A 20,150-nucleotide genomic window follows, 5' to 3' on the forward strand; every position below is an offset into this window, starting at 1 on the left:
CTTAAAAGGATCCCTGTTCACGATGATTCCCATATTCATCAGCGGCCCCGCCGTCGAGCCCGTAACGCTCGGTGAGATGAAGGCCTATCTCCGCGTCGATGACGACGACGTCGCGCAGGACGACCTGATCGCGGGGCTCGTCAAGGCGGCACGGCTCATGGTCGAGGCCGCCTCGCGGCGCGTCCTGATCGAGCAGCGCTGGCGCGTGGTCATGGACCGCTTCCCCGCCGGAGGAGCGATCCTGCTGCCGATCTCGCCCGTGCTCGCGGTGGATCGCATCGTTGTGACGGATGCGTCGGGAGAGACATTCGACCTTCCGGCCGCCGCCTTCGAGGCGGATGTGCTGAGCGATCCGCCGCGCATCGCCGTCACCGATGCCCCGCCGACGGGCAAGCCGAGGAACGGCATCTCCGTCGAGCTGCGGGCCGGCTACGGAACCACCCCCGAGGCGGTCCCCGCCACCCTGAAGCTCGCGGTCCGCATTCTCGTGGCCCATTGGTTCGAGAGCCGGGGCGACGCGATCGGCGAGCAGATCCTGCCGCCGGAGGCGCTCGCCCTGGTGGCACCCTTCCAAAGGATGCGGATCTAACCCTCCACCATCGTCACCGGGCTTGTCCCGGTGATCCCGTGTCGACGAAACGCTGAGCCTCCCTGTGCCGGGACGACCGGAACGGGTCCCCGGACCAAGTCGGGGGAGGCCACGACGTGCGTTTCATCCACGCCCCCGATTCTCTCCAGGTATCATGAAACCCAAACCCATTCCCATCGGTGCGCGGTCGCGCCGGTTCGTGCTCGAAATGCCGCTGGAGCGGCCGGACGGGTTCGGCGGCGTCATCCGCACCTACACGCCGGGCCCCCAGCTCTGGGGGGCCATCGAAATGCTCTCCGGCACCGAGCGCATGCGCGCCGACCGTCCCGAGCAGAGTCTGACCCATCGCATCACCCTGCGCTATCGTGAAGGCGTGACAGGGGCCATGCGTCTCTCGGCGGGTCTGCGCCGCTTCGCCATCCGGGCCGCGTCCGATCCGGATGGATCGAAACGCGATCTCGTCTGCCTCGTCGAGGAGATGCGCGCATGACGAGCCCCGTGCTCGCGCTGCGCCGCGCGATCCTCGACGCGGCGGGCGCGGATACCGAACTGCGCGCGCTCATGGGCGGCGGCTTGCGTCTCTACGACGAGCCGCCGCGCGGCGCGGACCCGGTCTATGCCCTGTTCTCGGGCGTGCGCGCGACGGATTGGTCCACGGACCAGGACCGCGGCCATGAACAGAATCTCGGCATCGTCGTCTGGTCCGAACGCGGCGGCGCCCGGACGGCGCTCGCCGTCGCCGAGCGCTTCGACGCGATCCTCGACGGCGCGTCGCTGCCGCTCGACGGACACCGCCTCGTCAACCTGCGCGTCACGGAACTCGCCTCCGAACGGGACAAGGATAGCGGCCTCACCCGCGTGACCTTGCGCCTGCGCGCGGTGACGGAGGTGGTGTGAGGGGCGCTCAGAGCGCCCGGCATTCTTTTTCCTCATTCAACAAAGGACATCCCATGCCTGCTCAGAAGGGCAAGGACCTGCTCATCAAGATCAGCGACGGCGGCAACGGCTTCGTCGCCGTGGCGGGCTTGCGCACGCGCCAGATCGCCTTCAATGCCGAAACCGTCGACGTGACCCATGCGGAATCCGCCGGGCGCTGGCGCGAGCTGCTCGCCGGCGTGGGCGTGCGCCGCGCGTCGATCTCCGGCTCCGGCGTGTTCAAGGACGAAGCCTCGGACGCACGCATGCGCCAAGTCTTCTTCGACGGCGACATTCTCGCCTACCAGATCGTCATTCCGGATTTCGGCCGCATCGAAGGACCGTTCCAGGTCACGAGCCTGGAATATCGCGGCGACCACGCGGGCGAGGTCACCTTCGAGATGGCGTTCGAATCCGCCGGCGCGCTGACATTCGTGGCGCTGTGAACGGATGTTCGATGGCGCGAGCGTCATCAAAACCCAACACGTCGCCACCGGCCTCGTGCCGGTCGTGACGTAGCAGGTGTCATCCCCGGCGCACGCAGTGCGGGAAGGGGATCCACGATCAAGCGCTGCGCGGGTGGATTCCCTTCCCGCGGCTGACGCTCCGGCCGGGAATGACACTCACCCAAATAGAGGAACGACCATGCCCAACAGACGACGGGGCGAGGTGGCGCTGCAGCTCGGCGAGACGCGCTATACCCTGTGCCTCACGCTCGGCGCGCTCGCGGAGCTCGAGGAGGCTTTCGGCGTGCAGGATCTCACGGCGCTCGGTGAGCGGTTCGGGTCGGGCCGCCTGTCGAGCCGCGATCTCCTCGCGCTGCTCGGCGCCGCCCTGCGTGGCGGCGGACAGGCGTTGAGCGACGCGGAGGTGGCAAAGCTGCCGCTCCACGACGGCATCGAGCCGGTGGCCGCGGCCCTTGCCGATCTTCTCGTCGCCACCTTCGGCGGAGGCGATGCATCGCCAAACCCTCGTTAGCGCATCGTTCGAAGCCGGACGGTGCGCTAACGAGGAAGGGGAGCATCGTGCCCGATCCGCGCAGCGCAGAATGTGAGCCTGACGCTTTCCCCTGGGACGACGTGCTGGCCCTGGGCCTCGGCATCCTGCGTTGGAGTCCGGACGCCTTCTGGCGCGCGACCCCGCGCGAATTAATAGTGGCCTGGGAAGGCTTGCATGGCAGACGGAAAACCGGCCCCGCACTCAGCGGCGATCTCAGGCGGCTGATGGAGGCGTTTCCGGATGGGTGACGAGGATTCCCTGGGCGATCGTGGAGAAGACAATCGATGAAGACCGCGAACGCCAGCTCACCGCGCTCATAGTTCAATTCCAATAATAGGGTTGGACTGCAATGGTCTTGGGGCCACGCTTGTGTACGATATCAGTGCTCCCGATGAAAGTTGCTCCTTTCGACTCTGCGCAAAGGATATAAAGTTTACGGTATCGTTCAGTTGCAATGATGCCGATCTTGATCGGTGCAACTTCTTTCGCAACCTCGTATTCGCAAGTCTTGTCTACTCGTTTCCATTCAGCCTCTTTCAGCGATCCTGTTTCAAAGAGAAGCTGAGGTCTTTCTCCCTTGTCGGCACATCCCATAGACGCCGACAACATCAGAGCTATTGTTGAAGATCGTAAAACGCCTTCAAACCCCAAAGACCAACCCGCCGTAAGTCCGAACGATGAGAAAGAGAAAGATCGCGCCCGCCAGCTGAATACTCTCATCGGCCTCTCCGAAAAGTTCGGCGACTCCCTGTCCAATGTTTTCGCCAAGGATATTGCGGAAGGCATCAAATCTGATGTCTCTCATGTGATCAGGATAGTGTTTCTAACTTGCTTTGCCCTCAATGCTCTTCAACGTATTTTACTCCTTTGAGATCAAGGCACATCACGTAGACACGTAGCCAGGGATAATAAGCGTATCCGGGTTTGACGGACGCAGTTGCCTTCTCAGCTTCGTATGAACACTCCCTTTTGGCTTGCTTGAGTTCTGCGTCGGAGAGTTTCGAAATGTAAACCGGCTCAGGCCGCTTCGACGTTGTGCAGCCAGCCGCCACGCACCCTAGAAGGAGAGCAGTCGTGAAGGATCCTCTTAATCCAGAGAAAATGACCCCTGCCGAGAAGGCAATCGATGAAGACCGCGCCCGCCAGCTGACTACCCTCATTGGCCTCTCCGAAAAGTTCGGCGACTCCCTATCCAATGCTTTCGCCAAGAACATCGCGGAAGGCAAGAAATTTGATAACGTTATAAAGTCAGTTCGCCAGTCTCTTGTGGAAAGCGGGCTGCGCCTGGGCTTGGCACCCCTGCAGCTGGCTCTGAGCCAAAGCATCAAGGGCATGATGGCGGGGTCCCTGCAGGGATCGCTGCCGCTCGATGGCGGCGGCCTGCTAGACGGGGTCGTCAAGGGGCTGGGTTCGGCCCTCGGCTCCCTGTTCGGCGGGGGAGGGGCCGCTTTTGCGAAGGGCGGTGCGTTCTCGCGCGGCATGGTGATGCCGTTCGCGCAGGGCGGGGTGATCGGCGCGCCGACCTATTTTCCGCTCGGGCGCGGGCTCGGCCTCATGGGAGAGCAAGGCGCCGAGGCCGTGATGCCGCTGGCGCGCGGGCCGGACGGACGCCTCGGCGTGCGCGGCGCCGGAGGAGGGCGGCCGCTCTCGGTGACGGTGAACGTTTCGACGCCCGATGCGGAGAGCTTCCGCCGCTCCGAGGCGCAGGTTTCCGCCGCCCTGGCCCGGGCGGTCGCGCGCGGTCAGCGCGGAATGTAGTTCTTGTTCAGCCGCCCGCGCCGTCGAGCATCGCCATGATCTCGTCCTTGAGCTGCAGGCGGCGGCGCTTGAGGTCTTCCTCGGCCTCCTCGGTCCTGGGCTCCACCCGGGTCTCGATCCGGTGGATGGTGCGGTTCAGCTCGTCGTATTCGTCATAGAGCCGCGCGAAGTGGTTGTTGCTCGTCTTGAGCTGATGGATCCGGTCGCGCTTGTCCGGGAAATCGTCCGCGAGGTCGTTGGGAGCGTTGCTCATCGCCTGCCACCTCCTTGTCGTTCGGGCTTCGCGACATCAACGCCACCCCGGCTTTTTTCGTTTCATCTTTCATCAGGGAGGGATCATGCCCTCGGATTTCCACGAGGTCCGCTTTCCGCTCGACGTCAGCCTCGGCAGACGGGGCGGGCCGGTGCGGCGGACCGATATCGTCACGCTCTCGTCCGGCCGCGAGCACCGCAACAGCCGCTGGGCCGGGTCCCGGCGCCGCTACGATGCTGGCCTCGGCGTCCGGACCCTGGACGCGCTACACACGGTGATCGCCTTCTTTGAGGAGCGGCGCGGCCGTCTCTACGGCTTCCGTTTCCGCGACCGGACCGACTGGCGCTCCGGCTCGCCGTCGACCGAACCGACGCCGCTCGATCAGCGCATCGGCACCGGCGACGGACAAACGTCGAGCTTTCCGCTAATGAAGGCCTACGGCTCGTCCTTCGCGCCCTACAGCCGCCCCATCGCCAAGCCGGTGGGCGGAACGGTGCGGGTGGCGGTGAACGGGATCGAGCGGAGCGCCGGCACGGGCTTCAACTGCGATCCCACGACGGGAATCGTGACTTTCACGGCCGCGCCGCCCGCCGGCGCCATCATCACGGCGGGGTTTGCCTTCGACGTGCCGGTGCGCTTCGACACAGACGAGCTCGACATCGACCTCTCCACCTTCGACGCCGGCGGCATCCCGCAGATCCCGCTGATCGAAATTGTGCCCTGACGATACGCCGCCATCATCCCAGCCCGGAATGACACCCTCCACGCCATCACCGGCCTTGTGCCGGCGACCTCGATCCGAATTGCGCTGAGCCATGCAGCATCGGGATGGCCGGGACGGGCCCGGCCATGACGTCGTGCGTCCTCCCAACCTCCGCATCCACGAATCGAAATTCATGCGCACCATTCCTGAAAACCTCGCCGCCCATATGGCCGCCGGGGCGACGACGCTCTGCCATTGCTGGAAGCTCATCCGGCGCGACGGAACGACGCTCGGCTTCACCGATCACGACCGCGATCTCTTCTTCGGCAGCACCCTCTATGCGGCGCGAACAGGCTTGGAGGCCGCGGAGGTCACGGCCGAACTCGGCTTCGCCGTCGGCGGCGGCGAGGTGTCGGGCGCGCTCGTGTCCGCGGGCCTCACCGAGGACGACATCGCGTCCGGGCGCTACGACGACGCCAGCGTCGAAACCTGGCTCGTCAACTGGAACCGGGTGGAGGAGCGCCTGCTCCTCGATATCGGCTCCATCGGCGAAATCCGGCGCGCCGACGGCGGTTTCATCGCCGAGGTGAGGGGGCTCATGCATCGGTTCGACGAGGAGCGCGGCCGCCTGTTCCGTGCCACGTGCTCGGCGGATCTCGGCGACGCGCGATGCGGCATCAATCTCGCTTCGTCCACCTACGGCCAGGTCGGCACCGTCACGGCAACGGACGGAGCCCTGACCCTCGCGGCCTCGGGCGTCGGCTTTTCGGACGGCTGGTGCACGGCCGGCCAACTCACCTGGGTCAGCGGCGCCAATGCCGGCCTGTCGGTGGAGATCAAGGTGCACCGCGCGATCGGCGGCACGGACGAGTTCGACCTCTGGCAGCGCGCGCCGCAGACCATCAGCGTCGGCGACACGTTCCGCGTCACGGCCGGTTGCGACAAGACCCATGCCACCTGCCGGTCGAAGTTCAAGAACGCCGTCAACTTCCGCGGCTTTCCGCACATGCCCGGCAACGACTTCATCATCCGCATGCCGCAGCAGGGGGAGCCCGGCCTGGACGGCGGGAGCTTCTTCCGGTGAGAGCCGCAGGTCGCGGCGATCTCAAGGCGGCCTCGTCCCAAGACGTTGTTTGTAGAAGCCATCCCCCACGTCATGGCCGGGCTCGTCCCGGCCATCCCGATTGTGTGAAGCGCCGCGCCTCACCGGATCGGGATCACCGGCATAAGGCCGGTGATGACGTCGAGGGTTGGGTTTCGGCCGAATCTCAGAATGACGGTCTCTCGTTTGCAAGCGATCATGAACATGACCCAACCCAACCTCATCCTCGCCGAGGCCCGGTCCTGGATCGGTACGCCTTACAGGCACCAGGCCTCGCTCAAGGGCGTCGGCTGCGATTGCCTCGGGCTTTTGCGCGGAGTTTGGCGCGGCGTCATGGGCCGGGAGCCCGAGCTGCCGCCGCCTTACTCGCCCGATTGGGCGGAAGCCGGTGCCGATACGCTCGTGGCCGCGGCGCGAAGATACCTCGTCGAGATCGCATGCGACGAGTTCGCGGCGGGCGACGTGCTGCTGTTCCGCTGGCGCCCGACCATGCCGGCCAAACATTGCGCGATCGCGACCTCGTCCGACGCCATGATCCACGCCCATGACGGCGCATCGGTGGCCGAGGTCGCATTCCATCCCTGGTGGCGGCGCCATCTGGCCTACGCCTTTCGCTTTCCGGACGCACATTGATGGCAACAATCGTTCTTCAAACCGTCGGCGCCGCAGTGGGCGGCATGATCGCCGGCCCCATCGGCGCCATGGCCGGTCGCGCGCTCGGCGGCCTTGCCGGGGCGGCCATCGACAATGCGTTGTTCAGTGGCGACAACACCAAATACGTGGAGGGACCACGCCTCAAGGACATCGACGGCCTGACCTCCACGGAAGGCGCACCGATCCCGCGCGTCTACGGCCGCGCACGCATCGGCGGCCAGCTCATCTGGGCGACGCGGCTCGAGGAAATAGCGAATGCCGACCGGTCGAGTCAGGGCGGCAAGGGCATGGGCGGGCCGAAGACCGTCACCACCACCTATTCCTATTTCGCCAATCTCGCGGTCGGGTTGTGCGAAGGACGCATCGCCTTCATCCGCCGCGTCTGGGCCGATGGGCGCGAACTCGATCTCAGCACCATCACCATGCGCGTGCACACGGGCAGCGAGACACAGAGCGCCGACCCGCTGATCGTCGCGAAGGAGGGGGCGCAGAACGCGCCCGCCTATCGCGGCTTGGCCTATGTGGTGTTCGAGCGCCTCCCGCTCGCGGATTTCGGCAACCGGGTGCCGCAATTCTCTTTCGAGGTGGTTCGTCCCGTCGACGGGCTCAACCGCATGATCCGGGCCGTCTGCCTCATTCCCGGCGCAAGCGAGTTCGGCTACGACACGCTGCCCGCGACGCAGGTGCTCGATCTCGGCAAGACGCGGCCTGAGAATCGGCACCAGATGCAGCGCGACACCGACGTGGCGGCATCCCTCGATGCCCTGCAGGCTCTCTGCCCGAACCTCAAGCGCGTGTCGCTGGTGGTGAGCTGGTTCGGCGACGACCTGCGCGCCGGGTCCTGCCTCATCGAGCCGCGCGTGGACGTGAAGACCAAGGTCAATGACGGGGCCGCCTGGTCCGTGGCGGGCTTGACACGCGCGGATGCGAAGGCGGTGTCGCTCGTGGACGGATCACCGGCCTATGGCGGCACGCCCTCGGACGAAACCGTGAAGCGGCTGATCCGGAACCTGAAGGCGCGCGGGCTCGACGTGGTGCTCTATCCCTTCGTGATGATGGACGTGCACGCCGGCAATGATCTTCCCGACCCTTACGGCGGCACGGGCCAGCCGGCTTATCCCTGGCGCGGGCGCATCACCTGCCATCCGGCGCCAGGCCGGAGCGGCTCGCCCGATGGAACGGCCGCGGCGGCCGCGCAGGTCGAGCAATGGTTCACGCATTCATCCGGCTTCAACCAAATGGTCCTGCACTATGCCGAGCTCGCCGAGCAGGCGGGCGGCGTTCACGGCTTCATTCTGGGGAGCGAGCTCGTCGGCCTGACCCGCGTGCGCTCGTCATCCGGCGTCTATCCGGCCGTCACGCGCCTCAAGGCGCTCGCGGGCGAAATCCGCGACATCCTGCGCGCCTCCACGAAGATCGTCTATGCGGCGGACTGGACGGAATACGGCGCCCATGTGCTCGACGGCGGCGGCGAGGTGCGCTTTCCGCTCGATCCATTGTTCGCCAGCAACGACATCGATGCGGTCGGGATCGACTATTACCCGCCGATCTCGGACTGGCGCGACGGCCCCAACCATGCGGACCTGTCCGCCGCCCGCAACGTCTACGACGTGGATTACCTGCGTGCGCGGCTGGGAAGCGGCGAGGCCTTCGACTGGTACTATGCCAACGCGTCCGAGCGGGCCGCGCAGACGCGCCGCCCCATTACCGACGGGGCTTACGGAAAGCCGTGGATCTTCCGGGCGAAGGATCTCGTGTCCTGGTGGTCGAACCGGCACGTGGAGCGCGTGAACGGCGTCGAGATCGACGCGACATCCTGGTTGCCGCAATCGAAACCGATCTGGCTCACCGAGATCGGCGTTCCGGCCGTGGACAAGGGGCCGAACGGTCCGAACGTATTTCCGGATCCCAAGTCCTCGGAATCCGCCTATCCGCCGTTCTCGCGCGGCGTGCGCGACGACCTGGTTCAGGCGCGCACGCTCGAGGCGATCCTGTCGCGGTTCGATCCGGCCCAGAGAGGTTTCCTCGCGGAGTACAACCCGGCATCGCCGTCCTATAACGGGCGCATGGTGGACCCGGACAGCGTTTTCGTCTGGGCTTGGGACGCGCGTCCCTATCCGGCGTTCCCCGATTTCGACAGCGTCTGGGCCGATGGTCGCAACTGGGAGACAGGGCACTGGATCACCGGTCGCATCGAGGGGGCGGCGCTCGACCGGCTGATCGCGCGGATCCTGCGGGATTACGGCTTTGCCGATCCCGGCCCCATTCCCGTCGACGGCTTCGTGGACGGCTACGTGATCGACCGGCCCATGTCCGTGCGCGGCGCGGTGGAGCCGCTGCTGCGCCTCTTCGGCGTCGATGCGGTCGCGCGCGGCGGGAGCATCGCGTGGCAGGGGCGCGGCGGGCGTGCGGTCGTGCATCTCGCGAAGGATGATTTCGTGCTCGGCGACAAGGAGCCGTCGCTCAAGCTCACCCGCGCGCAGGAAACCGAACTGCCCCAGCAGGTAGAGGTCGGTTTCATCGAAGTCGATACGGATTACCGCCGGGCCACAGTGGCCTCCCGCCGGCTCTTCGGGGCGAGCCGCCGCGAGGCGAGGGCGGACAGCGCCGTCATCACCCGCCGCGCGGAGGCGCAGCGCCTCGCCGATACCTGGCTGCAGGATTTGTGGGCCGGGCGCGAAGGTGCCGAGTTCGAATTGTCGCCCCGGCGCATGGAGCTGGAGCCGGGCGACGTGATTGCGGTGCCGACCGATGCGGGCGAGAAGCTGCATCGCATCACGCGCATCGCCGACGGCCCGACGCGGAAGATCAGCACCAGGGCCGTGGAACCTGCCGTCTTCGAGCGGCCGGGCTCGTCCGTCGAAAAGCCCGTCCGGCATCCGCCGCCCGTGCCCGGCAAGCCGGCCGCCGTGGTGCTCGATCTGCCGGTGGCGTTCGGCGATCCCGCGCCTCTGCAATATGTCGCGGTGGCGGCCGATCCCTGGCCCGGTGCCATGACGATCTGGCGTTCCGCCAATGGGGCGAGCTTCGCGCCCGTCCGCGTTCTCGACCTGCCCGCCGTGATCGGGCGGACGAAGACGGCGCTCGTTCCGGGGCCGCTCTGGCGCTGGGATCCGTCCGCCGTGCTCGACGTGGAGATTTCCTCCGGCGCCTTGAGCGCGATCGACGACGAGGCCGCTCTTGGCGGCCGGAACCTCTTCGCACTGCAAGGCCCGGACGGCCGTTGGGAGATCCTGTCCGCCGCGCGTGCGGAGATGATCGGCGAGCGCGTATACCGCCTTTCGCGTTTGCTGCGCGGCCTCGCCGGATCCGAACCCGAAGCCGGCCGCATCGTGACCGCGGGCGCGCTCCTGGTCAAACTCGACGAGGCGGTTGTGCCTCTCACCACGAGCCTTCAGGATCTGGGAGGCACCTGGCGCTATAGGATCGGCCCCTCGGGCCGGGACCACGGGGATCCCGCCGTTACCGAAATCGTCGCGACGGTCGGGCGGGACGCGCTCAAACCCTTCAGCCCAGTTCATGTCTCGGCCCGTCGCGAACCCGGCGGCATTCGCCTCGCATGGGTTCGCCGCACCCGCCGCAACGGCGACAGCTGGGAGACCATCGATGTTCCGCTGGCCGAGGATGCGGAGCGCTACGAGATCGACATTCTCAATGGTGGCGCGGTCTTGAGGACGCTGACGAGTGCGCAGCCATCCATCGTTTACGGCAGCGCCGAGGAGACGGTCGATTTCGGCGGGCTTCAATCCACGCTCACCGTGCGGATCGCGCAGATGAGCGCCGTGGCCGGGCGCGGTTTCGAGCGACGCGTCACCATCGACATTCGCTGATCTGAAATCGACACTCTCCACGTCATGGCCGCGCCCGTCCTGGTCCTTCCGTTTGCAAGAGCACTCCATGTCATCCCCGGCGGCCGGAGGCCGGGCAGCTGATCCAAGAGCAAGCGTAACGCCAGGAAATCCCTTCCCCTCCGCTACGCTTCGGCCGCGAATGACACCGTAGAGCCTCAGGCAATCGTCATCTCCTCCCCGGATCAGGTCCGGAGAGGAGATGACGCGTGAGGGCGTGTCCCCGGCGATTTTCCGCATTGTCCTATCAGAGAAAAATTCATTCCATGTCGTCGACATCTCATCTCGCCCTGCCGCTTCTCGCGGCAGCGCAGGCGCAGAAGCACGTCACCCACAACGAGGCGCTCGCCTGTCTCGATGCGCTCGTCCAGCTCGCGGTCAGGGAGCGCAACCGCACGGTGCCGCCGGCGGCGCCCGAGGAGGGCGACCGTTATCTGGTCGGAGCCGGAGCGACCGGGGCCTTCGCCGCCCGCGAGGGACATGTCGCCCTGTTCGATCTCGGAAGCTGGCGCTTCTTCATGCCGAATCCGGGCTGGCTGGCCTATGTGGAGGCCGAGGATCTTTTCGTCGTCTTCGATGGCGACGAATGGAAACCGTTCGGGGTGGCTCCGGACGCCATCGACAATCTGCAGCGTCTCGGGCTCGGCACGACGGCGGACGACCTTAACCGCCTGTCGGCGAAACTCAATGCGGCGCTCTTCACCGCGCTGAACACCGATGAAGGCGGCTCGGGAGACCTGCGCTTCGTGCTCAACAAAAGCGCGGAAGCGAGGGTTCTGTCGCAGCTCTATCAGCGCGGCTACAGCGGACGCGCGGAAACCGGGCTGATCGGCAACGACGATTTCGGCATCCGGGTGTCGGCCGACGGGAGCGAATGGCGCGATGCGCTGCGGCTCGATCACCGGACGGGCGTTGCGTTCTTTCCCAGCGGCCTCGCCAACATGCCGGGAGCGAACGTCCTGATCAATTCCGCCTTTCTCGTGAACCAGCGCAGATTCCCGGGCGGTGCCCTGGCCGCGGGAATCTACGGCTTCGATCGCTGGAAGGGCGGTCCGGGCGGCTGCGTGGCCAGCCTTGCGGCCGATGGTGCGATGACGCTCTCCGGTGCGCTCGACCAGGTGATCGACGTTGCTCACGCGGCCGCCGAGTTCGGCGCGGCGAGTTTCGCGGGCGCGACCCTGACGCTTTCCGTCGAGGATCCCTCGGATCCTCTCCCCGTCGTCATCGGCTCGAAGGCCGCCACGATTTCTGCCGGGAGCGGACGCCGCTCGGCGAGCGTGACGCTCGACGGCACGGAAACGGGCAACATCACGGTCCGGCTCCTGCCGTCGGGCCCATGCTCCTTCAAACGCGTCAAGCTGGAAGTCGGAGCCTACGCGACGCCATGGGCCGGAGTTCCTCTCGACATCGAGGAACTCCGCTGCCGGCGCTATTACCAGCGCCTCGCCGTCAGCGGCGGAGCGCCCGCAATCGTCGGCGCGCTCGGGCAGCGCGTGGCGAGCACGAACATCGATCTTCCCTGGACGCTGCCCGTGCCGATGAGGGCCGACCCTGTGGTGACGACGAGCGCGTTCACCTGGGCGAACGGATTTCCGGCCGGCAACCAGGTCGGCTTCTACAACAACAGCGGATCGGCCTGGATATCGCTCTCGGGAGCCCTGACGGTGACGACGCTGACGGGTGCCGGTCCATCGGCCTTCGTGCTGAGGCTGCAGGCCGGCGTGTCCTTCAGTGGCGTCGCGGGGGCTGTCGGCGTCCTTTATATGGGCAATCAGGCTTTCATCGCCCTGCAGGCGGAACTGTGAGGAACGCGTATGAAGGCTTCTCCATCGCGTTTCGAGAATGCGGTCGACCATGTGCTCAGGCACGAGGGTGGGTTCGTCCAGCACCCTCGCGATCCGAGTGGCGCGACCAAATTCGGCATCACCCGTGAAACCCTTTCCCGGGCGAGAGGTCGCCCCGCCTCCGTCACCGATGTCCGCCGCCTGTCCAGGCGGGAGGCGGTGTCCATCTATCGCCAGCTTTATTGGGATGTCGTGCAAGCCGATGCGCTGCCGGCGGGGCTCGACCTCGCGGTCTTCGATCTCGCGGTCAATTCAGGGCCCGGGCGCGCCGTAGCGATGCTGCAGGCCTCCCTCGAGATCGAGGCGGACGGGATCGTCGGGCCGATCACGCTGCGTGCCGTGCACGACGCCGATGTCCCGACGATGATCCGCCGCCTCACGAAAGCCCGCCTGGGCTTTCTCGGCCGCCTCGCCACCTGGCCCGTGTTCGGCCTGGGCTGGCGCCGGCGCGTCCTCGCCGTCGAGCAGGAGGCTCTCCGGCTCGCATCACCTGCATCCTCTTCTTCAAGGAATGTCTGACATGTTCGATAGCAAGACCATCCTGGCCAGCCGCACCGTCTGGGCCAATCTCATCGGGCTCGCGGCCCTGCTTCTCGGCCTGTTCGGCTTCGATGGCTCCGCCCTCGCCACCGGGGCGTTCGAGGAAGCCTTCGTGCAGCTCATCGCGGCCGCAAGCTTCATCGCCTCGACCGTTTTCCGGATCCTGGCCACGAAACAGATTCTGAATTAGAAACATTTTCAGGGGGATGGGGCCGATGTCCTGGCACGAAATCGGCCCTTAAAGCATTCAGAATTTGTTCATTGCGGCAAGGTCATGGTCATTTCATGCGTCTGGTTGGGCTGGTCATAGCATTATGGGGGATGACGGGGGCGGCGTTCGCGCAGAGCCCGGCGGCTGCCCTGAAGAACTGTCTGCCTCCGCGCGAGATGCAGGAGGCCGTGGCCGCCAAGGGCGTCGTCGCTCCGGCATCCGCCGTGATGACGGCGCGGCGCCAGGTCCCAGGGGCGGATGTGGTCCGGGCCAGCCTGTGCCGCAACAGCAATGATCTTGTCTATGTGATCTCGGTCCTGCAAAAAGACGGTCGCATCGTGCAAGTGATGATCGAAGGCTCCTCCGGGCGCGTGAAGTCGGTCCGCTAGCGTACCGCGCGGACCCCAGGGTTCGGGCCGGTGAAAGTGGATCCGGTTCTTGCGCCCGAGATGGGCCGTTGAAGGAATTCAGCATCGGGGCAACCTGATGCCCTAGGGGAAGTTCTGACCGTGCGCCTACTCGTTGTCGAGGACGACAAAACCCTCAATAAGCAGATCGTGACTGCCCTCGAGCAGGCAGGCTACGCGGTGGATACCGCCATGGACGGCGAGGAGGGGCAGTTCCTCGGCGAGACCGAGCCCTACGACGCCATCATCCTCGACCTCGGTCTTCCCAAGGTGGATGGCGTGTCGGTCCTGACCGCCTGGCGGCGCGACGGGCGCAAGACCCCCGTGATCATCCTCACGGCCCGCGATCGCTGGAGCGACAAGGTCCAGGGCTTCGACGCCGGGGCCGACGATTATGTCACGAAGCCTTTCCACATGGAGGAGCTTCTTGCCCGCGTCCGGGCGCTTCTGCGGCGCTCGGCCGGCCATGCCACGAGCGAAATCGCCTGCGGCCCCGTGAAGCTCGATACCCGCTCCGGCCGCGTGGCCGTGGACGGCAACCCGGTGAAGCTCACGTCCCATGAGTACCGGCTCCTGTCCTACCTCATGCACCATACGGGCCGCATCGTCTCGCGGGGCGAGCTGACCGAGCATCTCTACGACCAGGATTTCGACCGGGATTCGAACACCATCGAGGTCTTCATCGGCCGCCTGCGCAAGAAGCTCGGCGTCGACATCATCCAGACCGTTCGAGGCTTGGGCTACCTCCTCGACGCGGGCCAGACCAAGACGTGAGCCGCCTGCCGTCGTTCGTGCGCCGCTTCGCCAGCCGGCCCATCGCGGTCCGGCTTGCGGTTTCCTCCGTCTTCTGGAGCTTCGTGATCCTGCTGATCGCGGGGCTCATCCTATCGACGCTCTATCGCGACAACACCGAGCGCGCTTTCGACCAGCGGCTCCTCGTCTATGCCAACACCCTCGCTTCCAACCTCGTCGGGCCGGGCGACCCCGACCGGGATCTCGGACCTATCGGCGATCCACGCTTCGAGCTGCCCCTGTCCGGCTGGTACTGGCAGGTGGCGCGCCCCAATGCGGCCTTGGCCGAGATCCGTTCCTCCAAGTCCCTATTCGGCGGTCAATTGCCGAGTCTCGCTTCCGGCGACAACCGTTTCGGCCAGATCCGCCGCGGCTACGGCAAGGCTCCGGACGACCGAAACCTGCGCATCATCGAGCGTGATATCGATCTCGGCGAGGATGGACGTTACATCATCCGAGTTGCCGGTCCGGCCGACGAGATCGACGTCGCGGTGCGGGACTTCATCTTCGCGCTCACGGTCACCTTCGCGCTTCTCGGCATAGGTCTGGGATTCACAACGCTGCTGCAGATCCGCTTCGGCCTGCGGCCTCTCGCCAATCTTCGCAGCGCGCTCGGCGCGATCCGGCGAGGCGAGGCGGAGCGGATTGCAGGCGAATACCCCCGCGACATTTCCCCGCTCGCCAGCGAGTTGAACCTTCTCCTCGACACCAACCGTGAAATTCTCGAGCGCGCCCGCACGCAGGTGGGCAACCTCGCGCATGCGCTGAAGACGCCGCTCAGCATCATCATGAACGAAGCCGAGAACGCGCCCGAGGATGTCGCCGCCAAGGTCCGCGAGCAGGCGACGACCATGCGCGATCAGGTCAATTACTATCTCGATCGCGCCCGTGCGGCGGCGCTTGCAGGGACGCTTGGAACGCTCACCGAAGCCGAGCCCGTCATCGCGGGCCTCGCCCGGACCTTCGCCAAGATCTATCGGGACAAGGAACTCGAGGTCGAGCTGGTCATTCCTTCCGATCTGCGTTTTCGCGGCGAGAAGCAGGACTTGGAGGAGATGGCCGGCAATCTCATCGACAACGCCGCCAAATGGGCCGCGTACAAGGTGATGGTGTCGGTCGAGATCCTGCGTGACGACGACCGGCCGCGCTTCCGTCTGCTCATCGACGACGATGGTCCCGGATTGCCGGAAGCGGCCCGGGAGGAGGTGCTCAAGCGCGGCCGCCGTCTCGATGAAACGAAACCAGGCTCCGGCCTGGGCCTGTCCATCGTGAGCGATCTGGCAGCCCTTTACCGCGGCACTTTGAGGCTGGACGCCTCGCCCGCGGGTGGCCTCAGGGCCATCCTCGAACTCCCCGGGGATAGGAGTTCGACTTAGGGACATTTACGCGTGACACCGTGCCACCGTCGTGCTTGAGGAGGACACGCAGTAAATAGGACTTTATGGTGATCTGGATCATTCTTCTGGCGATGACGGCGGCGGCCGTGATGGCGGTGCTTTGGCCGCTGTCGCGCCATTACGCCGTGGCACGGCAGGTGGATCCCGATACGCAGTTCTACCGCGAGCAGATTTCCGAGATCGAGCGTGACCTGTCGCGCGGCGTTCTGCTGCCCGGCGAGGCCGAAGCCGCCAAGGCGGAAGCCGGTCGACGGCTCCTGCGTGCAACGGGCCTGCATGGCGAGACGCTCGCGGCCGTGGGAGAACCAGCCCTGCGCCGCCGCCGCGCCGCTTCGACACTGGCCTTGTCGATCATCCCGATCCTGGCGCTCGCGACCTATGAAATCTACGGCTCGCCGCAATCGGTGAGCCAGCCCCCCGCCAGACAGGCGCCGCAGCAGGCCGACAGCATCGACCTCATGACGGCCGTGGCCCAGATCGAATCCCATCTGGCGAAGAACCCGCAGGACGGCCGCGGCTGGGAAGTGATCGGCCCGGTCTATCTGCGCATGGGACGCATCGACGATGCCGCGAAGGCCTATGAAGCCGCGGCCCGCTATCTGCCGCCGAACGCCGACCGCTTCGCGAATTACGGCGAGGTTCTGGTGATGGCCAAGGACGGCCTCGTCTCCGGCGAGGCGCAGGCCGCCTTCGAGCAGGCGCTCAAGCTCGATCCGGCATCGCCGAAAGCCCGCTTCTATCTCGCCCGCGCGGCCGTTCAGGACGGACAGCTGGAGAAGGCCAAGACGGCCTACACGGAGCTTCTGTCCTCGTCGCCTCCCGATGCTCCCTGGGTCGAGGCCGTGAAGCAGGAACTCGCCTCCCTCGGCGTTCATCAGGCGGCGACGGGTCCGGCCGGCGAATCGCAGATCGGTCCGGAGGCGATTGCCGGCATGGTCGCGGGTCTCGCCAGCCGCCTGGAGGCCCAGGGCGGAACGGCGGACGAATGGGCGCGACTGATGCGCTCCTATGCGGTTCTGGGCCAGCGTGATAAAGCCGTTGCTGCAGCTCGACGCGCCAGGGAGTCACTGGCGCAGGACAAGGACGCCTTGAACACCATCGATACGATGGCGCAGGAACTGAAACTGACCGACGCTCAGCCATGACGAGAAAACAACGCCGCTTGACCCTGATCGGAGTCGCAGGATGCGTCCTGGCGATCGCGCTCGGTCTCGTGCTCTACGCCATGAACGACACGATCGTGTTTTTCAATTCCCCTGCCGACATCCAGGCGAAGAACGTGCAGCCCGGGACGCGCATCCGCCTTGGCGGCCTCGTCAAGGAGGGGTCCGTCCAGCGCGGCTCCGATCAGCAGATCAGCTTCGAGGTCATGGACGCGCAGGCGGCGATCCAAGTGAGCTACAAGGGCCTGCTGCCCGACCTGTTCCGTGAGGGGCAGGGGGTTGTGGCAGAAGGCGTGCTCGTGAGCCCCAGCATGTTCCGGGCTGATTCCGTTCTCGCCAAGCATGACGAGAACTACATGCCCCGCGAGGTCGCCGACACTTTGAAGAAGCAGGGGCACTGGATGGGCGAGGCCAATGCCGTGCCCAAGCCGCAGTAAAGTAACGCAGTAGCAAGGGAGATCCCTCGTGTTGGTCGAGGCCGGACATTTCGCACTCGCGCTGGCGCTGGGGTTGTCGCTGATCCAGTTCATTGTGCCGCTCTGGGGAGCGCGCGCCAATGATCCCGTGCTCATGGCGGTAGCGCCGACGAGCGCACTCGCCGTGCTCGCCTGCATCGGTTTCTCGTTTGTGGCGCTGACCTTCGCCTATCTGAACTCCGATTTCTCGGTGCTCAACGTCGTCCAGAACTCCCATTCGGCCAAGCCCCTGATCTACAAGATTTCCGGCGTGTGGGGGAACCACGAAGGCTCGATGCTGCTCTGGGTGCTGATCCTCGCCCTCTTCGGCGGCGTGGTGGCGCTTGCGAGAAACACCGTTCCCCTGCGGCTGCAGGCGAACACGCTGGCCGTCCAGGCCTCGATCACCATCGCGTTCCTGCTCTTCATTCTCACCACGTCGAACCCTTTCACGCGCGTCATCCCGGCCCCGCTTGAAGGACAGGATCTGAACCCGCTGCTGCAGGATCCCGGCCTCGCGATCCATCCGCCGCTTCTCTACATCGGCTATGTCGGCTTCTCGATCTCCTTCGCCTTCGCCTGCGCGGCCCTGATCGACGGGCGCATCGACGCGGTCTGGGCCCGGATCGTGCGGCCCTGGACGCTCGGAGCCTGGGCGTTCCTGACGCTCGGCATCGCCATGGGCTCCTACTGGGCCTATTACGAACTCGGCTGGGGCGGCTGGTGGTTCTGGGACCCGGTGGAGAATGCCTCGCTCATGCCATGGCTCGCAGGCACCGCGCTCATGCATTCCACCGTCGTGATGGAAAAGCGCGATGCGCTGAAGGTCTGGACGATCCTTCTCGCCATCCTGACCTTCTCTCTGTCGCTCCTCGGCACGTTCCTGGTTCGCTCCGGCGTTCTCACCTCCGTGCATTCCTTCGCGGTCGATCCGGAGCGCGGAACCTTCATTCTCGGCATCCTCATCCTGTTCATCGGCGGATCACTGGCGCTCTTCGCCTGGCGCGCGCCCATGCTCAAACAGGGCGGCCTGTTCGCGCCGGTTTCCCGCGAGGGCGCGCTCGTTCTCAACAATCTCTTTCTCGCCAGCGCCTGCGCTACCGTGTTCATCGGCACGCTCTATCCGTTGGCCCTGGAGGTGCTGACCGGCGATAAGATCTCGGTCGGCGCGCCGTTCTTCAACTTCACGTTCCTGCCGCTGATCATCCCGCTGCTGCTGCTGCTGCCGCTCGGCCAGACGCTCGCCTGGAAGCGCGGCAACTTCCTCGGCACGGCCCAGCGTCTCTACACGGTGTTCGCCATCGCGCTCCTGGCCACCCTGGCGATGCTTGCCTTCCAGCACGGCGGCCCAGTGGCCGCGCCGCTCGGCGTGGGATTGGGCGTCTATCTGGTGCTCGGCTCCCTCAACGAGATCGTCACCCGGTCCTGGTCCGAGGGCACTCCGTTGTCCGTCGCCTGGCGGAAAGCGAGGGGCCTGCCGCGCTCGGCCTGGGGAACGGCCATCGCCCATGCGGGCGTAGGCCTGACCGTCATCGGCATTGCCGCGACGGCCTGGGGTGTCGAAGCCATCGGCAGCCTGAAGCCTGGTGGGCGTCTCGCGGCGGGCGACTACGAAGTGCGGCTGGAGCGGGTTACCCCGCGCGTCGAGGCCAATTATCGCGAGGACGTCGCGCTTCTGACGGTCATCGGTTCCGGCCGCGAGCTCGGGACCATCGAGACCATGAAGCGGCTCTACGTGACCCGCGGCATGCCGACGACCGAAGCGGGCATCATGACCATCGGGCTCGGTCAGGTCTATGCCAGCGTCGGCGAGATCCAGGCGGACGGGTCCATCGGCATGAGGCTCTATTACAAGCCGCTCGTCCTGCTCATCTGGATCGGCTCGCTCGTCATGGCGGCGGGCGGCGCCCTGTCGCTCACGGATCGGCGCCTGCGCATCGGCGCACCCGCTCGCGCCAAGATCGTGCCACCTACCGCCGTCCCTGCGGAGTAGGTCATGCGGTTCGTTCTCGCCCTCGTGGCGGCCCTTCTGGTCAGCGGTTCGGTCTTCGCCGTGCAGCCCGACGAGGTGCTCAAGGATCCGGCGCTGGAAAAGCGCGCCCGCGAGATCTCGTCAGGTCTGCGCTGCCTTGTCTGCCAGAACCAGTCCATCGACGATTCCGACGCGCAGCTCGCCAAGGATCTCCGGCTCCTCGTGCGCGAGCGTCTGGCGGCGGGCGACACGGACGGCCAGGTGCGCGACTTCCTCGTGCAGCGCTACGGCGAGTTCGTGCTGCTGAAGCCCACCTTCGGAACTCATACCCTGCTGCTCTGGCTGACGCCCGCGCTCGTCCTGGTCCTCGGCGGCATCGGCGCCTACGCGGCCATGCGGCGGCGCCCCCGTCTCGCGCCCGCTCTCGATGCCGAAGAGCAGAAAGCGTTGGACGACCTCCTCAAGCGGGATCGGAACGCCTGAAGGCCATCGACTGGAGCGGCTGAAAAAGCTGCAGCGAGCGGGGCTGCATTCCCCGCGTTAATCAC

23 protein-coding genes are annotated in these 20,150 nt (G+C 66.0%); 22 read left to right on the forward strand and 1 reads right to left on the reverse strand.

From position 1 onward, the window contains the following. Positions 1-22 precede the first annotated feature (22 nt). The 8 genes from U0023_RS16055 (at position 23) to U0023_RS16090 (ending at position 4,261) form a co-directional block, all read left to right on the forward strand. Positions 23-589 (forward strand): head-tail connector protein, encoded by a 567-nt coding sequence (locus U0023_RS16055; RefSeq protein ID WP_009493943.1) that lies wholly within the window; start codon positions 23-25, stop codon positions 587-589. A 154-nt stretch (positions 590-743) separates the two neighbouring features. After that, complete coding sequence (locus U0023_RS16060) at positions 744-1,079, forward strand: phage head closure protein (RefSeq protein WP_009493942.1); 336 nt, start codon at positions 744-746, stop codon at positions 1,077-1,079. Further along, entirely contained in the window at positions 1,076-1,486 is a 411-nt protein-coding gene (locus U0023_RS16065) for a DUF3168 domain-containing protein (protein ID WP_009493941.1), read from the forward strand. The genes U0023_RS16060 and U0023_RS16065 overlap by 4 nt, the downstream gene beginning before the upstream one ends. Before the next feature lie 53 nt (positions 1,487-1,539). Then, positions 1,540-1,950: a phage major tail protein, TP901-1 family gene (locus U0023_RS16070; RefSeq protein ID WP_009493940.1), complete on the forward strand. Its 411-nt coding sequence runs from the start codon at positions 1,540-1,542 to the stop codon at positions 1,948-1,950. Between the two features lie 199 nt (positions 1,951-2,149). After that, positions 2,150-2,482: a gene transfer agent family protein gene (locus U0023_RS16075; protein ID WP_009493939.1), complete on the forward strand. Its 333-nt coding sequence runs from the start codon at positions 2,150-2,152 to the stop codon at positions 2,480-2,482. 47 nt (positions 2,483-2,529) lie between these two features. Further along, positions 2,530-2,751: a phage tail assembly chaperone gene (locus U0023_RS16080; RefSeq protein ID WP_009493938.1), complete on the forward strand. Its 222-nt coding sequence runs from the start codon at positions 2,530-2,532 to the stop codon at positions 2,749-2,751. Between the two features lie 329 nt (positions 2,752-3,080). Continuing rightward, positions 3,081-3,374, forward strand: a complete 294-nt coding sequence (locus tag U0023_RS16085) for a hypothetical protein (protein WP_009493937.1) — start codon at positions 3,081-3,083, stop codon at positions 3,372-3,374. Positions 3,375-3,577: 203 nt separating this feature from the next. Continuing rightward, complete coding sequence (locus U0023_RS16090; protein WP_009493936.1) at positions 3,578-4,261, forward strand: phage tail tape measure protein; 684 nt, start codon at positions 3,578-3,580, stop codon at positions 4,259-4,261. A gap of 7 nt (positions 4,262-4,268) precedes the next feature. On the opposite strand, the gene U0023_RS16095 is transcribed toward U0023_RS16090, so the two are convergent. Continuing rightward, entirely contained in the window at positions 4,269-4,514 is a 246-nt protein-coding gene (locus U0023_RS16095) for a YdcH family protein (RefSeq protein ID WP_009493935.1), read from the reverse strand. A gap of 85 nt (positions 4,515-4,599) precedes the next feature. On the opposite strand from U0023_RS16095, the gene U0023_RS16100 reads away from it, so the two are divergent. The 14 genes from U0023_RS16100 (at position 4,600) to U0023_RS16165 (ending at position 20,085) form a co-directional block, all read left to right on the forward strand. After that, positions 4,600-5,238 (forward strand): DUF2460 domain-containing protein, encoded by a 639-nt coding sequence (locus U0023_RS16100; RefSeq protein WP_009493934.1) that lies wholly within the window; start codon positions 4,600-4,602, stop codon positions 5,236-5,238. A 172-nt stretch (positions 5,239-5,410) separates the two neighbouring features. After that, the gene (locus U0023_RS16105) at positions 5,411-6,301 is read left to right on the forward strand and encodes a DUF2163 domain-containing protein (RefSeq protein ID WP_040639581.1); all 891 of its coding nucleotides are present in this window, start codon (positions 5,411-5,413) and stop codon (positions 6,299-6,301) included. Between the two features lie 222 nt (positions 6,302-6,523). Then, complete coding sequence (locus U0023_RS16110; RefSeq protein ID WP_040639298.1) at positions 6,524-6,952, forward strand: NlpC/P60 family protein; 429 nt, start codon at positions 6,524-6,526, stop codon at positions 6,950-6,952. After that, positions 6,952-10,803, forward strand: coding sequence for a baseplate multidomain protein megatron (locus U0023_RS16115; protein ID WP_009493931.1), 3,852 nt, complete (start codon positions 6,952-6,954; stop codon positions 10,801-10,803). The genes U0023_RS16110 and U0023_RS16115 overlap by 1 nt, the downstream gene beginning before the upstream one ends. 284 nt (positions 10,804-11,087) lie before the next feature. Continuing rightward, positions 11,088-12,626, forward strand: a complete 1,539-nt coding sequence (locus U0023_RS16120) for a DUF2793 domain-containing protein (RefSeq protein ID WP_052600687.1) — start codon at positions 11,088-11,090, stop codon at positions 12,624-12,626. A 9-nt stretch (positions 12,627-12,635) separates the two neighbouring features. Further along, a complete protein-coding gene (locus tag U0023_RS16125; RefSeq protein WP_009493929.1) occupies positions 12,636-13,184 on the forward strand; it encodes a glycoside hydrolase family 108 protein in 549 nt (182 codons plus the stop codon). A 1-nt stretch (position 13,185) separates the two neighbouring features. Then, the gene (locus tag U0023_RS16130; RefSeq protein ID WP_009493928.1) at positions 13,186-13,395 is read left to right on the forward strand and encodes a hypothetical protein; all 210 of its coding nucleotides are present in this window, start codon (positions 13,186-13,188) and stop codon (positions 13,393-13,395) included. Positions 13,396-13,526: 131 nt separating this feature from the next. Beyond that, the gene (locus tag U0023_RS16135) at positions 13,527-13,805 is read left to right on the forward strand and encodes a PepSY domain-containing protein (protein ID WP_052600686.1); all 279 of its coding nucleotides are present in this window, start codon (positions 13,527-13,529) and stop codon (positions 13,803-13,805) included. A 120-nt stretch (positions 13,806-13,925) separates the two neighbouring features. Next, positions 13,926-14,597, forward strand: a complete 672-nt coding sequence (locus U0023_RS16140) for a response regulator transcription factor (RefSeq protein ID WP_009493926.1) — start codon at positions 13,926-13,928, stop codon at positions 14,595-14,597. Next, positions 14,594-15,991, forward strand: a complete 1,398-nt coding sequence (locus U0023_RS16145; RefSeq protein ID WP_009493925.1) for an ATP-binding protein — start codon at positions 14,594-14,596, stop codon at positions 15,989-15,991. Before U0023_RS16140 ends, U0023_RS16145 begins: the two co-directional genes overlap by 4 nt. Before the next feature lie 65 nt (positions 15,992-16,056). Further along, the gene (gene ccmI / locus U0023_RS16150; RefSeq protein ID WP_009493924.1) at positions 16,057-17,157 is read left to right on the forward strand and encodes a c-type cytochrome biogenesis protein CcmI; all 1,101 of its coding nucleotides are present in this window, start codon (positions 16,057-16,059) and stop codon (positions 17,155-17,157) included. Further along, entirely contained in the window at positions 17,154-17,612 is a 459-nt protein-coding gene (gene ccmE / locus U0023_RS16155; RefSeq protein WP_009493923.1) for a cytochrome c maturation protein CcmE, read from the forward strand. Before ccmI ends, ccmE begins: the two co-directional genes overlap by 4 nt. A gap of 28 nt (positions 17,613-17,640) precedes the next feature. Beyond that, the gene (locus tag U0023_RS16160) at positions 17,641-19,623 is read left to right on the forward strand and encodes a heme lyase CcmF/NrfE family subunit (RefSeq protein WP_009493922.1); all 1,983 of its coding nucleotides are present in this window, start codon (positions 17,641-17,643) and stop codon (positions 19,621-19,623) included. A 3-nt stretch (positions 19,624-19,626) separates the two neighbouring features. After that, complete coding sequence (locus tag U0023_RS16165; RefSeq protein ID WP_009493921.1) at positions 19,627-20,085, forward strand: cytochrome c-type biogenesis protein; 459 nt, start codon at positions 19,627-19,629, stop codon at positions 20,083-20,085. The last annotated feature ends 65 nt before the right edge of the window (positions 20,086-20,150 follow it).

The sequence above is a fragment of the Microvirga lotononidis genome (genome assembly GCF_034627025.1).
Taxonomy (GTDB): Bacteria; Pseudomonadota; Alphaproteobacteria; order Rhizobiales; family Beijerinckiaceae; genus Microvirga; species Microvirga lotononidis.